17 protein-coding genes are annotated in these 14,193 nt (G+C 37.8%); 12 read left to right on the forward strand and 5 right to left on the reverse strand.

The genetic code is table 11. The features are described from left to right. Window positions 1-144: 144 nt before the first annotated feature. From ACTJJG_RS18090 to ACTJJG_RS18100, 3 genes are read left to right on the forward strand one after another with little or no spacing between them, the layout of a single operon-like run. On the forward strand, window positions 145-648 hold the full coding sequence (locus tag ACTJJG_RS18090; RefSeq protein WP_017386701.1) for a YfiR family protein: 504 nt from the start codon (window positions 145-147) through the stop codon (window positions 646-648). A gap of 5 nt (window positions 649-653) precedes the next feature. Continuing rightward, window positions 654-1,877: a diguanylate cyclase domain-containing protein gene (locus ACTJJG_RS18095; protein WP_005065229.1), complete on the forward strand. Its 1,224-nt coding sequence runs from the start codon at window positions 654-656 to the stop codon at window positions 1,875-1,877. A gap of 14 nt (window positions 1,878-1,891) precedes the next feature. Then, a complete protein-coding gene (locus ACTJJG_RS18100) occupies window positions 1,892-2,371 on the forward strand; it encodes an OmpA family protein (protein ID WP_032057703.1) in 480 nt (159 codons plus the stop codon). Window positions 2,372-2,421: 50 nt separating this feature from the next. On the opposite strand, the gene ACTJJG_RS18105 is transcribed toward ACTJJG_RS18100, so the two are convergent. Beyond that, window positions 2,422-3,432: a metallophosphoesterase gene (locus tag ACTJJG_RS18105; RefSeq protein WP_440608995.1), complete on the reverse strand. Its 1,011-nt coding sequence runs from the start codon at window positions 3,430-3,432 to the stop codon at window positions 2,422-2,424. Window positions 3,433-3,538: 106 nt separating this feature from the next. On the opposite strand from ACTJJG_RS18105, the gene ACTJJG_RS18110 reads away from it, so the two are divergent. Next, window positions 3,539-5,164, forward strand: coding sequence for a phospholipase D family protein (locus ACTJJG_RS18110; RefSeq protein ID WP_032070748.1), 1,626 nt, complete (start codon window positions 3,539-3,541; stop codon window positions 5,162-5,164). On the opposite strand, the gene ACTJJG_RS18115 is transcribed toward ACTJJG_RS18110, so the two are convergent. Further along, window positions 5,165-5,974, reverse strand: a complete 810-nt coding sequence (locus tag ACTJJG_RS18115) for a lysophospholipid acyltransferase family protein (RefSeq protein WP_032006019.1) — start codon at window positions 5,972-5,974, stop codon at window positions 5,165-5,167. A gap of 218 nt (window positions 5,975-6,192) precedes the next feature. Here ACTJJG_RS18115 and hflX point away from each other — a divergent pair, with 218 nt between their 5' ends. The 4 genes from hflX to ACTJJG_RS18135 all read left to right on the forward strand — a co-directional run bounded on the left by hflX (window position 6,193) and on the right by ACTJJG_RS18135 (window position 9,152). Beyond that, window positions 6,193-7,536 carry a ribosome rescue GTPase HflX gene (gene hflX, locus ACTJJG_RS18120; protein WP_032057706.1) on the forward strand — a complete coding sequence of 448 codons (1,344 nt, stop codon included), beginning with the start codon at window positions 6,193-6,195 and terminating at the stop codon, window positions 7,534-7,536. A 33-nt stretch (window positions 7,537-7,569) separates the two neighbouring features. Then, on the forward strand, window positions 7,570-7,941 hold the full coding sequence (locus tag ACTJJG_RS18125; RefSeq protein WP_002117849.1) for a hypothetical protein: 372 nt from the start codon (window positions 7,570-7,572) through the stop codon (window positions 7,939-7,941). A 10-nt stretch (window positions 7,942-7,951) separates the two neighbouring features. Next, complete coding sequence (locus ACTJJG_RS18130; RefSeq protein ID WP_069119395.1) at window positions 7,952-8,626, forward strand: LrgB family protein; 675 nt, start codon at window positions 7,952-7,954, stop codon at window positions 8,624-8,626. A gap of 82 nt (window positions 8,627-8,708) precedes the next feature. Beyond that, window positions 8,709-9,152, forward strand: a complete 444-nt coding sequence (locus tag ACTJJG_RS18135) for a DUF2147 domain-containing protein (RefSeq protein WP_002117847.1) — start codon at window positions 8,709-8,711, stop codon at window positions 9,150-9,152. 92 nt (window positions 9,153-9,244) lie between these two features. On the opposite strand, the gene ACTJJG_RS18140 is transcribed toward ACTJJG_RS18135, so the two are convergent. Genes ACTJJG_RS18140 through pdxA form a run of 3 tightly spaced genes read right to left on the reverse strand, consistent with a single transcriptional unit; the run spans window position 9,245 to window position 11,907 of the window. Then, the gene (locus ACTJJG_RS18140; protein ID WP_032057708.1) at window positions 9,245-10,087 is read right to left on the reverse strand and encodes a symmetrical bis(5'-nucleosyl)-tetraphosphatase; all 843 of its coding nucleotides are present in this window, start codon (window positions 10,085-10,087) and stop codon (window positions 9,245-9,247) included. After that, entirely contained in the window at window positions 10,088-10,900 is an 813-nt protein-coding gene (gene rsmA, locus ACTJJG_RS18145) for a 16S rRNA (adenine(1518)-N(6)/adenine(1519)-N(6))-dimethyltransferase RsmA (RefSeq protein ID WP_032057709.1), read from the reverse strand. 23 nt (window positions 10,901-10,923) lie between these two features. After that, complete coding sequence (gene pdxA, locus ACTJJG_RS18150; protein ID WP_080777169.1) at window positions 10,924-11,907, reverse strand: 4-hydroxythreonine-4-phosphate dehydrogenase PdxA; 984 nt, start codon at window positions 11,905-11,907, stop codon at window positions 10,924-10,926. Between the two features lie 173 nt (window positions 11,908-12,080). Here pdxA and rplM point away from each other — a divergent pair, with 173 nt between their 5' ends. The 4 genes from rplM to ACTJJG_RS18170 all read left to right on the forward strand — a co-directional run bounded on the left by rplM (window position 12,081) and on the right by ACTJJG_RS18170 (window position 14,177). Next, the gene (gene rplM, locus ACTJJG_RS18155) at window positions 12,081-12,509 is read left to right on the forward strand and encodes a 50S ribosomal protein L13 (RefSeq protein WP_002117832.1); all 429 of its coding nucleotides are present in this window, start codon (window positions 12,081-12,083) and stop codon (window positions 12,507-12,509) included. A gap of 12 nt (window positions 12,510-12,521) precedes the next feature. Continuing rightward, the gene (gene rpsI / locus ACTJJG_RS18160) at window positions 12,522-12,908 is read left to right on the forward strand and encodes a 30S ribosomal protein S9 (RefSeq protein ID WP_002048725.1); all 387 of its coding nucleotides are present in this window, start codon (window positions 12,522-12,524) and stop codon (window positions 12,906-12,908) included. 174 nt (window positions 12,909-13,082) lie between these two features. Next, window positions 13,083-13,736, forward strand: coding sequence for a glutathione S-transferase N-terminal domain-containing protein (locus tag ACTJJG_RS18165; RefSeq protein WP_005065247.1), 654 nt, complete (start codon window positions 13,083-13,085; stop codon window positions 13,734-13,736). Window positions 13,737-13,742: 6 nt separating this feature from the next. Continuing rightward, window positions 13,743-14,177, forward strand: a complete 435-nt coding sequence (locus ACTJJG_RS18170; protein WP_005804921.1) for a ClpXP protease specificity-enhancing factor — start codon at window positions 13,743-13,745, stop codon at window positions 14,175-14,177. Window positions 14,178-14,193: the final 16 nt, after the last annotated feature.

Raw genomic sequence — 14,193 nt, forward strand, 5'->3', positions numbered from 1 at the left:
TGCAACCTTTTTTTTAAATCAATATCATCAACTGGATACTTTTTAAGCTTTTTAGTCACTTTTAGATGAGATATTAAACTTTTTTTACGTTATCAACTTCATGTAGAATAGATTATTCGTGCAATAGTTTGGCATTAACTCACCATGTGGCAGTTCGCTAAAAAAGTATTTGTTTGCATACTTGTAGTGCTTGCTACGAGTGGGCCTTGTCATGCCAATTCAAAACATAATTTCTATGTACTTACTTTATCTATCCTAAGCTACAGTAAGTGGGAGAATGTAAATACTCCTACTCTTTGTGTAATTGATAACCCTTCTATTACATCTACTTTTCAATCTTACATCCAGCAAATGTCTTATAATTATCGTGTTCAAACTGTAAATGCGAAAGATTTTGCTCGGTCACATTGTCAGGCTGTCTATTTTTCTAGTACTTCTCCGCAGCAACAACAAAACCTTATTCAAAACTATCCTTATCATTCTTTACTTTCTTTAAGTGTTAATAATTCAGAGTGCGAGATAGGAAGTATCTTTTGTTTATATACTCAGAATAATTACACTACCTTTAAAGTTAACTTAGATGCTTTAAGTCACTCCAAAGTCCATATTGATCCGAGAGTATTACTCTTGGCTAAGAATGCGGAGTAAGGATCATGATATCAAAGTTGTATCAGTCCACTTCACTACACGCATTATTTAGAAAATCTCAATTTACTATTTTTGCTATTACTTTTTTTATTTGCTCTTTTACGTTTGTCTCAATTTCCGTTTTTACTATGGAAACTTATGCCAAACAGAATTTGCAATTGCTTAGTCATACTCTATTAGAGCGTATTCAGCCCGCAGTCGTGTTTAATGATAAAATTACAATAGAGCAGATTTTGAATGAATATACGAATGATCATTCAATTCGTACTATTCATATTTATGATTCAGAACATCATCTGATCGCCCAAAGTTTTAAATTATCAAGTCAAACTTCAATTTTAGAAGGCTGGTTTGATCACTGGTTTTTAAATGAGCCTGTTCATCTTACAATTTATCATCATGAGCAAAATGTAGGTGAACTTACACTTTTTGGTAGCTCTGAAAAAATATTGCAGTTCCTAAAAATGATTATGGTAGGACTTGCGATTGCAATGTTGTTTATTGTTTGCGCTTTATGGTGGTCAGTAAACTTAACTTATCGTCAAATTATGCAGGCTATTTACCCACTTACTAATATTGCTCAAATTGTAAGTGAACAAAAAGCTTATAATCTTCGTTTTCCTTATAACCGAATTAAAGAATTTCAAGATTTAAATACCGTTTTTAACGAGTTACTTGAAGAAATTCAAATATGGGATAATCAGCTGCAAAAGGAAAATCGTAAATTATCCTTTCAGGCTCATCACGACCAGCTCACCTTATTACCTAATAGACATTATTTTTACCAAATCCTTTTAGACATGTTTGAAGATAAAGGGTTTGATAATAAGTCTGCATTATTATTTATAGATAACAATAACTTCAAAGCAATTAATGACCAATTTGGCCATTTAGCTGGCGATGAAGTTTTAAAAGAAATGGCGAATCGCCTGCAAACTCGTTTGCGTCATCAAGATTTTATTGCAAGGTTAGGTGGTGATGAATTTGCTGTCATTTTGCATTCCATTAGTCATGCTGATCATTTAATATCTATTGCTGAAAATTTACTCGAAAGCTGTAAAGAACCTTTGCATCTAAATGGTCAAACCATTTACTTCAGTTTCAGTGTAGGTATTGCTTTATCACAATTTGCATCTAGCCCCGAAGATTTCATTATGCAAGCAGATCAAGCAATGTATAAGGCTAAAAATTCGGATGAACACTGGTTTATCTATAAACCTGAAAATTAAATTTAGGCTAATCTATGAATACAAGATCTTTAAAACTCTCTTTTATTGCATTGCTATGCATTACTCTTGCAGGGTGCCTGAGTTTTGGTCCATTAAAATATCGTCAAGTAAAATTGCTCAAAAAAGAAGGTTTCGTTCTTACTGATGAAGGCTGGACTTTAGGTTTACCAGAACGCTTATTATTTGACTTTAATAATGCGCAGTTAAAACAGAGTCATGAAGCTGAGTTAGTACGTCTGGCAAATCAACTGAATAAATATGACCTGAATAAATTGAAAATTGTTGGTCATACTGATGATGTTGGTGAGGCTACATATAACCAAAAGTTATCTGAAGAGCGTGCTCAAAGTGTGGCAAACCTTTTCTTAACACGTGGATTTAAAAAAGAAAACATCTACGTGATTGGCCGTGGTTCAACGCAACCTTATGTGCCAAATACAACCAATGAAAACCGAGCCATTAACCGACGTGTTGCGATTGTCGTTATTCCATAAGTAGATTTAACTCATAAAAAAGCCAATCCTCTGTGATTGGCTTTTTTATTTTAAACTAGCTCAATAATATCAATAGTTGGTGGCACTCTGAAACGCAAAGGAATTCCAACCATTCCTGTGCCAACGGTAACAAAGACATCCGCATGCTCATGAGAGTAGAAACCGCGCTTATGACCTAAAATTGATACTTTTTTCATAATATAGTTAGTCAACCATGGAAGCTCTACCTGCCCTCCATGTGTATGCCCAGATAACATTAATGGTCGATTCGGTAATTTAGGTACCATATCTACCGTATCGGGGTTATGGGACAAAATTAACCACGGCTTGTCTTGCGGTAAATCTGGCATAGAACGCATATCGGTTTTGCCTGCCCACAGGTCACCAATGCCAATCAAATGAAATTCTTCAAAATCAACAATCTTACCTTCAATATCAATAACTTCATTATAAAATAGGGCATCTTTTAATAGTTGCTGAATCGGTGGGCCAGGATATTGCTCATCATGATTTCCAGGAACCGAATATACAGGCGCCTGAATTTCTTTTAAAACACTTAATTCTTCAATCAGTCTATCTTCTGGCTCATATGTCCAATCACCAGCGACTACCACTAAATCAGGTTGCTGTTCATTTAATTTTCTAACGATGGTTTTGAGCTGACGTTCATGCCCTGAAAATAAACCGATATGTAAATCTGCAATTAAGGCTACTTTTACTGGTTTATCAAAACTACGATCCGGATTTAACCGATATTGATGAGTATCGACACGCACCAAATGAGGTTCAATAAATCGGGCGTAAATTAACACGCCACTTAAGAAAAAGATGAAAATACCTTGATGAATTGAATAGTAACCAATCCAAGCAGCATATAAATTAAAAAACCAGAGAGGAATAAGTAGATAAGAGAGATAAAATGCGAGTAGATGTACAAAAGCTTTAAATGGATGAATCGTCTCGGTTCGTGATTGATGAATCCAAGCCTCAGAAATTCCCCATAGAGCAAGTATTGAAAAAATAAAGTAAAAACAAAAAATGATTGAATTTGGATTCCACATTACGACTCTCGACTTATCTTATATTGATTGCTAGTAATCAAATTCAATATTTATCTTTCAATATGCACGAATTATACTCTAGCTCACCTTATCGTATGTACTGATTATGGCACAATCCTTTCATTCCAAACAGCTTCAAACGAATCAACAAGCTAAAGGCTTTTTGATAAAAGCCTCTATAGTCCTATGTTCAAGTTTTGCTGTGGGTTTGACAGGATGTAGTACTCTGCCAAAACATGGTGTTGAGCCTGTGCAATATGCAAAGGACATTGATACCTCTGAGACTTCACTTGCCAAAATTATTACACCTTTACGCCAGCAAAATCCAAAGTTAACGGGTTTCCATGTTCTAAATGATCCTCTGGAGGCACTAGCGGCTCGACTTAGATTAATTGATAAAGCCGAAAAGACTTTAGATTTACAATATTACATTTGGGACAACGACAAAGTTGGTGCTTTAGCCTTACACGCGATTATTCGTGCAGCTGATCGAGGTGTAAAAGTCCGACTTCTTATTGATGACAATAATGCAAAAAAAATGGAAGGGATTTTACTGGCCCTTTCTCAGCATAAAAATATTGAAGTTAAGCTTTTTAATCCCTACCGTTTCCGCAAATACCGTGCGATGGATATGTTGCTGGATTTAAAACGTATCAATCGTCGTATGCACAATAAAAGTTTTATTGCAGACAATGAGGTTGCTCTTATTGGCGGGCGCAACATGACCAATCAATATTACAATGTAAGCGATAGCTATCAGTTTTCTGATGTCGATGTAATGTTGGTAGGCGCTGCTGTTGATGATATCGTAAATTCGTTTGATGATTACTGGAATCATGAATATGCATATTCAGTTCAAAGTATCGTAAGCCCTGAGCAGCACCGTTTACGCTATGAAGGCTTAAAAGAACAACTCGAAGCACACTATCAACAAGCTACCGTTCAAAACTTTTTAAACTTAACCGCAAAATCTCATGCATTTGATCAATGGCTAAATCATAATATTCAATTCGATTGGGTCAAAGCAGAAGTGGTAAAAGACTCACCTGATAAAATCAAATCGAAAGCTAAGAAAGAAGAACACCTCAATTTCCAGCTAATTAATCATTTGGAAAAACCAGAAAGTAACGTTGACTTAATCTCTGCTTATTTTATTCCTGAAAAACAAGGTGCCAAGATTTTAAGCACGCTTGCCAAAGAAGGTGTTGAGGTTCGCGTTTTAACGAACTCTTTCAAAGCGAATGACGTTGCTGTTGTACATGCCTTTTATGGGAAATACCGTAAAGAGCTGCTTAAAAACGGCGTACAACTTTATGAATTTTTACCAACACCAGATAAAAGAGATTTAAATAAAAATACAGATGAGCTTGCCACTAAAGCTAAAGTAAATATGAAAGGGCTAAGCCGATCAAGTTTGCATACTAAACTTATGGCATTAGATGAGCAGGTTTTTATTGGTTCATTTAACTTTGATCCGCGCTCAGCTTACTTAAATACTGAAATTGGTGTGATTTTAGATAGCCCATCACTGGCTAAGACGATTCACCATACAATGGATGAAAATTTAAATAAGTATGCTTATAAATTAAAGCTCGATACTAACAATCATATTTATTGGCAGCAAGAAACTCCAAATGGTCCTGTAATTTATAGACAGGAACCTGAGATGAAATGGTGGCAAAAAGCAGGCATGAAGTTTCTTTCATGGCTGCCACTTGAAGGATTTATGTAATTAGTTTCTTGGCTTAAGTACTTTCTGATGTAGTTGGGCCAAACCTTCCACCATTTTTTCTTGAACTTCGCGCGTTAAACTTTTGACGTCATGCCCTTCCACTGAAATAGGAGGCAAAGTTAACAGATGAGCTGTTACTTTAGGCATTTCAAGTACGCGTTGAATATGTTCGGCAAATGTCATGTCACCGATGAATGGCGCAACTGTATCTAATTGTCCATCGCGATTTACATAACAAATCAAACAAACCTGTACTGGACGCTGTGCTTCAATCGCTGCTCCTAGTAATCGTCCATGTACTTTTTTAACAGAATGCCCATCTGTAGTTGTGGCTTCAGGGAAAAATAATACTGGAATATTCTGTTTTAAAAATTCAGCAATTTGCTCACGAATTCTGACGGAATCGCCAGATCCACGCTTAATAAATAACGTTCCACCACTTTTGGCTAAATTTCCAAGAATAGGCCAATTTTCAATTTCAGCTTTAGCCAGAAAGAAAACTCGTGCACCAGAACCTAGAACTGCAACATCTAGCCAAGAAATATGATTACTTACCCATAAAGCTGGTTCTCTAGGAATTGTGCCATGTACTTCTATATCTAAATTGAAAACCTGACATAAACGGCGGCAAAAGTATTGGACATAACGTGTATTAACAGGATTATTAGGATCTTTATAAAGCCCATGTCGATAAACTAGATAAAAACCTTCACTAATTGCGGCCGTGGCAGAAGTGACCTTTTTTCCGTATAAACCTATTTTTGATAATTTCTTTAACGTTGAATTAACTATACTTTGCGTTTGAGCCATAAAATTTCACTAACGATTAATCATTGTTATACCCATCTCGAGTCATTCTATACGTTTCGTAATAAACTTGCATTGACGATAGAGAACGGCAAATAAAATAAATCTGAACATTAGACTAATCTCATATAACTAATCTAAAGGATGAGAACAAACGCTTTCCCCTTTTGCTTAAGTTTCCTCTAGAATAAAGTTTTCCCATTTTCAGGATTTATAGCCACGTGGAATATGTTGATCGGCATCAAGGCGGTGAACGCACAATCTTAGTGAGTGTTTCTGTACAATTATTAGATGATCTGGATGCCGAAGAGTTTGCTCTACTTGCACAGTCTGCTGGTGCAGATATCCTTGAACATATTAAGGTTCAGCGTAATAAGCCTAATCCTAAATTTTTTATTGGCTCAGGAAAAGTCGAAGAAATTGCAGAGCAAGTTCAGGAGCTAGAAGCGAGTCTGGTTATTTTTGACCATGCGTTATCACCTGCTCAAGAACGAAATCTAGAAAGAATATTAAAATGCCGAGTTATTGACCGCACAGGCTTAATTTTAGATATTTTTGCGCTGCGTGCCCGTACGCATGAAGGTAAGTTACAGGTCGAACTTGCTCAGCTTAAACATTTATCTACTCGTCTTATTCGTGGTTGGTCTGCCGACTTTGAACAACAAAAAGGTGGTATCGGCTTACGTGGTCCTGGTGAAACACAACTAGAGACAGATCGCCGTCTCATTCGTGTTCGTATTACCCAATTAAAAGATAAATTAGACAAAGTCCAACAGACTCGTATGCAAGGGCGTGCTGCAAGACAAAAGGCAGCTATTCCAACAGTTTCATTAGTAGGTTATACCAACGCTGGTAAATCGACTTTATTTAATATTTTAGCTAATAGTGATGTCTACGCAGCTGATCAACTATTTGCAACACTCGATCCAACCCTACGCCGTTTAGACTGGGATGGTATCGGTACTGTTGTGCTAGCAGACACAGTAGGTTTTGTACGAAACTTACAGCATGATTTGGTTGAATCATTTAAAGCAACACTTGAAGAAACACTAGAAGCGACCCTTTTACTGCATGTTATTGATAGTAGTAGCCATGACGTGCTTGACCAAATTGAAGCGGTTGAAGGTGTATTAAAAGACATTGGCGCTGATGCTCCCGTACTTCGGGTGTACAACAAAATTGATCTAAGTGGTGAAGAGGCCAAAATTATTTATGCCGAACCACATGTACCAGATCGAGTGTATGTTTCAGCTCATTCTGGTCAAGGTCTAGAGTTACTCCAAAAAGCAGTACAAGAATGCTTAATGGGCCAAATTCAAAAGTTTTCACTCGTTCTTAAGCCTGCTTATGGCAAATTACGTACTCAACTTTATGCCTTAAATGTTATTGAGTCTGAACATTATGATGATGCGGGCTTATTACATATTGATGTGAAGATTGCACCACATAAGTTAGAAAAGCTTATTCGCCAAGCAAAACTGCCCTTAGATGAAATCTTGGGAGAACACGCGAGTCAATTTAAGCGCCCCTTGGAAGAGTTTGAAATCAAGGGCGATATCAGTTAAAACTTGATAAGTAAACTTTTAGAGATAAAAAATATGGATAAGATCAAAAGTATAGACTGGACAGCATGGGTAATTACATTACTACTCATTATTGGTTTTCGTGAAGGCTCTGTCGTTGTCATGCGTGCTTTTGGTCATCCAGAATTAGGTAATCTGGTCGGTTTAATCAGCTTACTTATTATTTTACTGATTTGGAGAAAGTTTAAAAAAATTCCACTTCGAATAGTAGATACCAATAATAAAATCATGAAAGAAAGTGGATTCGCGTTTTTACCTATCTGTGCAGGTTCATTAATTATGCTCGTACATATGGGTAAGGAAATTCCATTATTTCTTTTTGTTTTAGTGGTCAGTACCCTTATACCTTTGTGGGTCTATGCAAAAATGGCAAAACGTTGGTTATAAGGAGAATAAAATGTTTACGATTTTCTACGGATTTTTGATCACACTCATTGGTTATCTGTGTGCAAAGCCTTTAAACCGACGTTTTCCGCAAGTTCCACTTTTAGTTTTCGGCATGTTCATTGTAATTGGCTTACTTTCAGTTCTACATGTACCATATGAACAGTATCGTCTTTATGTGAATGACTTATTCGGTCATCTATTAGGTTATGTCACCGTAGCATTAGCCATCCCTTTAGCTGCAATGCGTTACGATGATCTTCCAATTAAATCGGTCATTGGTATTTTACTTTTTGCAAGTATTAGCGCAGTTGTCCTACCTATGGGGCTGGCTTACTTATTACATATGTCTGAACCTACCATTCTTGCATTTGCCACCCGTGCAGTAACTACTCCAATTGCTCTGAACATCGCAACTTTATTACATGCTCCCGAAACACTCGTAACCCTTATTGTTATTTTGTCTGGGGTAATTGGCGCAGCATTCTCACCATTCTTACTTAAACATATTCATGATGAGAGAGCATCAGGTTTAGCCTTAGGTTTAGCTGCACACGCCATCGGAACAGCTCAAGCTTGGCAGCGTGGGCCTGTTGCAGGTCGTTACGCTGCATTTGGTATGGCATTGAATGGTGTATTTACTGCAATTTGGCTACCAACATTAATGTTGTCTTTTGGAACACCATAATTAAGAAGTTGATTAAATAAACATTGAACGGTCTATCAATTCCAAATAAGATGACCTTTCAAAGTTAAAAGGATTTTTAATTATGGGGAAAATTTTTATTGGAGCTCTGCTCTTATTGGGGATTAATACTGCTACATTTGCAGCAGATATTACAGGTCTCTGGCAAACAATTGATGATAAGACAGGTGCTCCCAAAGCACAGGTAGAAATACGAAAAGAAGCGAACGGGACATATGCTGGGAAAATTATCAAAGTAACGCCACGCCCAGGTTATACGCCTAAAGAAATTTGTGATAATTGCCCTGCGCCATATACCAATAAACCGATTTTAGGTCTGGATATCGCAACTGGTTTAAAACAGGTAGATGGACTGAACTATACTGGCGGTAAAATTTTAGATCCGAATACTGGTAAAGTTTACGGGCTTAAAGCAAAACTTAGTTCAACTGGCAAACGCTTACATATGCGCGGCTATCTCGGAGTTTCAGCTTTAGGGCGTAATCAAATCTGGATTCGAGTAGAATAATAGTTCCTAATAAAAAAGCCGCAGAAGCGGCTTTTTTATTTTTAGCTCAGCTACAAGCTTCATCTTACGTTCATAGCAAAGCATTGCTTTTCTTATATTTGCACAGGATTTTCAACAGAAAAAATTTCTTTGTCTTCAAATCGATAAGCCATTAATTTTCTGCCCCAAACACAGCCACCATCGATATTCTGGATCTGCTCATTAATAGTTCGGCCCTCGAGCGCAGCCCAATGACCAAAAATAATCTGATGAGTTTGTGCGGCTTTGCTCGGAAATTCAAACCAAGGGAAATAACCTTCCGGCATTGGTGCATCCAAAGAATCTTTAAAACTAAACTCTAAAGCCCCTTCGGCATTGGTTAAACGCATGCGAGTCAAATAATTGGTAATACAACGTAAACGCGCAGAACCAGTTAGGTTATCTTCCCACAAATCTGGTTTAGAACCATACATGTCTGCTAAAAAAGCATCCAATACAGATAAATCTTCGTTTGCGAGTACAGCCTCGACCTCTTTTGCCAACGTTACAGTTTTTTGCGCATCCCAAATACAAGGTATGCCAGCATGAGTAAGGATCGTATGCTCGTTTGGCAATAAACATAATGGCTGTTTACGTAACCAATCGATTAACTCATCACCATCAATAGCATCAATAACGTCTTGGGTACGATCTTTTTCTTTAATCTCTTTTAAACCACGCGCACCCGCAATTAAAGTCAGGTCATGATTTCCAAGTACAGTTGCAGCAGCTCCACGATCAGCAAGCTTTTTAATAAAACGTAATGCCCCTACCGAGTTTTCACCACGTGCGACTAAATCACCAGCAAACCATAAAAAGTCTTGATCTGGATCAAAACGTATTTCTTTAAGCAAGGCTTTTAGAGCTTCAAAACACCCCTGCACATCACCAATAACATAGTTAAAACGCTTAGTCATTTACGCCACCATTTGATCGGCCAAAGCAACAAATTGGGCAAGTGTTAAGGTCTCTGGACGAGCCATCGGATCAACACCAGCTTTTTCAAAGCCATCTTCTGCAATCATACCTTTAAGACTGTTTCTTAATGTTTTGCGGCGCTGAGTAAATACATGGGCAACCAGTCGAGCTAAAGCTTTTTCATCTTTTGCTGTAATTGGCTTTTGATCATAAGGAACAAGGCGGAAAACAGCGCTCGTTACTTTAGGTGGTGGGTTAAATGCACCAGCTGGCACTTCAAATAAAAATGTTGGTTGACAGTAATACTGAATCATTACCGACAAACGTCCATATTCTTTCGTATTCGGTTCAGCAGTAATACGGTCAACCACTTCTTTTTGCAGCATAAAGTGCATATCTTTAACTTTGCTGCCAAATTCCAAGAGATGAAAAAGTAATGGGGTGGAAATGTTATAAGGTAAGTTACCGACTACACGTAATGGTCGGCCATCTTTTACCAGTTCGCTAAAGTCATATTTTAATGCGTCAGCTTCTATAATCGTCAAACGTTCAGGATGTAGAACACGTTCTGGTAGCCCAGCAGCTAAGTCACGATCTAGTTCCACTACTGTTAATGCATCACACTCCCCAATTAAAGGAGAGGTTAAGGCAGCTAAACCAGGTCCAATCTCAACAATATTGTCGCCTGTACGCGGACTTACAGAGCGCACAATTTTGGCAATGACTCGTTGATCATGTAAGAAGTTTTGACCAAAACGTTTACGAGCTTTATGCCCTTCATCTTTCGGGTTTAGGGCATTAATTTGATACATAGAACATTTCCAACATGAAAAATTTAGCTCGCTGCTAAAGATAAAGCTAAATCAACAGCGACATTTAAACTTGAGCTTTTTGCCAAACCAGTCCCAGCCAAAGACAATGCAGTGCCATGGTCAACCGAAGTTCGAATGAAAGGCAAACCCAATGTAATATTGATGGCTTCACCAAACCCTTGTGATTTTAACACAGGTAAACCTTGATCATGGTACATGGCAAGTACAGCATCTGCATTTTTAAGATGTTCTGGAGTAAACAAGGTATCTGCCGGCAAGCTTAAACTCATTTTAAACCCTTGCGCTCGATAACTTTCGAGTACTGGATTAATGGTTTCAATCTCTTCACGACCCAAATAACCATCTTCACCTGCATGAGGATTTAAACCACACACGAGTACACGTGGGTCTGTAATCTTAAATTTAGTTTTTAAGTCATGCAGTAAAATATCAATGACCTGATGCAATCGCTCTTTGGTAATTGCATCCGCTACATCTCTTAAGGGTAAATGTGTAGTTGCTAAGGCGACACGTAAAGTTTTGGTTGCAAGCATCATTACGACACGCTCTACACCTGCAAACTCTTGATAGTATTCAGTGTGACCACTAAACAAAATACCAGCATCATTAATAACCGATTTTTGCACGGGTGCCGTGGCTACTCCCACACTTTTACCAGACATTGCATAATCAGCTGAACGACGCAGTTGCTCTAATACATAAGCTGCATTAGCTGGGTTTAATTGACCATCAATGACAGCTGCTTCTAAAGGCACATGTTCTATATAGAGTTCATTCAGAGATGACGATTCAGGCTGTCCGGTATATTCTATAAATTGAATATCGACCCCAATTTTTTGGGCACGTTGCTCTAATAAGTCTCGGTCACCCAAGATAACAACAGGGCGTTCATCAACCCGCTTAGCCAAGCTCAAACAGATATCTGGACCAATACCAGCCGGCTCACCGGAAGTGACATATAATGGCAGCACAATCACTCCAGACACATAACAAGAATGTGTTTGATTTTAACATATCTGACATTCATCAGTTTATGGATTAAATTATATGGCTTAAACTGGATTTTTCTTGTGAGTTTGGACAAACTCGTTTAGAATGCTCGCTCCTTTTGTTTGGACAGATTCCATAGTCCAAACCAACTATAATAGGTAGTGGTTTAATGAAAACTCTCAGCGCTAAGCCAGCTGAAGTTCAACATGACTGGTATGTTGTTGATGCTTCTGGCAAAACTTTAGGTCGCCTTGCGACTGAAATCGCTCGTCGTTTACGCGGTAAGCACAAAACTTCTTATACTCCTCACGTTGACACTGGCGATTACATCGTTGTGATTAATGCTGAACAAGTTCAAGTGACTGGTAAAAAATCACTTGATAAGAAATATTATCGCCATACTGGTTTCCCTGGTGGTATCCGTGAGACTAACTTCGAGAAGTTAATTGCTCACAAACCTGAAGCTGTTCTTGAAAAAGCGGTTAAAGGCATGTTACCAAAAGGTCCTCTTGGTTATGCAATGATCAAAAAAATGAAAGTGTACGCTGGTACTGAGCATCCGCATGCTGCTCAACAGCCACAAGTTTTGGACATCTAAGGGATACAGCACATGGCTACTAATTATGGTACAGGTCGCCGTAAGACCGCAACTGCACGTGTTTTCTTGTCAGCTGGTACAGGTAAACTCGTTATTAACAACCGTACTTTAGAGCAATATTTCGGTCGTGAAACTGCTCGTATGGTTGTTCGTCAACCTTTAGAACTTTTAGAAGTTACTGAAAAGTTTGACCTTTACATCACTGTTAAAGGTGGTGGTATCGGTGGTCAAGCTGGCGCGATCCGTCACGGTATTACTCGTGCGCTTATCGCTGCTGACGAAACTTTAAAACCTGTTCTACGTCAAGCTGGTTTCGTTACTCGTGATGCTCGTGAAGTTGAACGTAAGAAACTTGGTTTACGTAAAGCTCGTAAGCGTCCTCAATTCTCTAAACGTTAATTCGTTTATCGATTTGGACAAAAAGCCTTGGATTTTTCCAAGGCTTTTTTATTATGAAAATAGAGCCAGCAAATACAAACTTATAAATATAAACAAACTATCTCTTTAGAACCGTGATTTCCTACAGCATTTTTAGTATCCTAATCGATTCACTCAACCACGTCGTCTTGTGATATGTCGGTCGAAAACACCTCTATTCAGGGGATTACCCTTTACAGTCATGCTGATGATTTCCGTTCTCATTGGATTCGTTTCTTATTAGCAGAAAAACAAATCAAATATCAATTAATCATAACTGACCATGAAGACGAAGATTTAGCCAGCTTAAATCCTTACAACCAATTACCGATGTTGGTCGAACAAAATCTTAAATTATTTTCAGCGCCTATCATCGCTGAATATTTAGATGATCGTTATCGTCAAAGTAAGCTTTATGCTGATGCACCTATGATGCGTGCGGAACAGCGTCAGTATATCTGGAGACTTGAAAACGACTGGTTTAAGTTAGCAGATCACATGTTAAAACATGCTGACTCACTAAATGTCGAACAAAAGCAAAAAGCTCAAAAAGAACTACGTGAAACATTAATTTCACTTACTCCCCTATTTCAGCATTTTCCGTATTTCATGTCTGAGAATTTTACAATCTTAGACTGCATGCTTGCGCCTATCTTTTTAAGATTAAATAGCATGGGAATTGATTTACCCAAACAGCACTGTCGACCTATATTTTTGTACTGTAAACGTATCTTTGAACGGCCTTCTTTTGCTAAATCAATGACGCCTCAAGAGAAAAACCGTTACAATGAACTATTAAATATGGAATAGCGTGATATGTCTGAGCAAACTATTGATTTAACCCCTACACGTCCTTATCTTGCTCGTGCAATCTATGAATGGATTTGTGATAACCAGCTTACTCCTTATCTATTAGTTGATGCGACACAACCGTATACCGACGTTCCGCAACAATTTGTTAAAGATGGGCAAATTGTTCTAAATATTGTGCCCCATGCAGTTCATCAATTGCTTATTACCAATGAAGCTATTACTTTTTCAGCTCGTTTTGGCGGAGCATCAAAAGACATTTATGTTCCTATTCAAGCGGTTTTAGGGATTTATGCACGAGAAAATGGACAAGGTTTATTCTTTGATCCTGAAGAATATGCCAATGTAACACCTGTAGAAAATACAGTAGAGTCAGAAGTACAAGAAGCAACTGAAACAACATCGACTAAGAAAAAACCATCGTTAAGAATTTTAGATTAAATTTAGAGGAAGAAAG

Source organism: Acinetobacter sp. 22512, assembly GCF_052044755.1.
GTDB lineage: Bacteria > Pseudomonadota > Gammaproteobacteria > Pseudomonadales > Moraxellaceae > Acinetobacter > Acinetobacter pittii.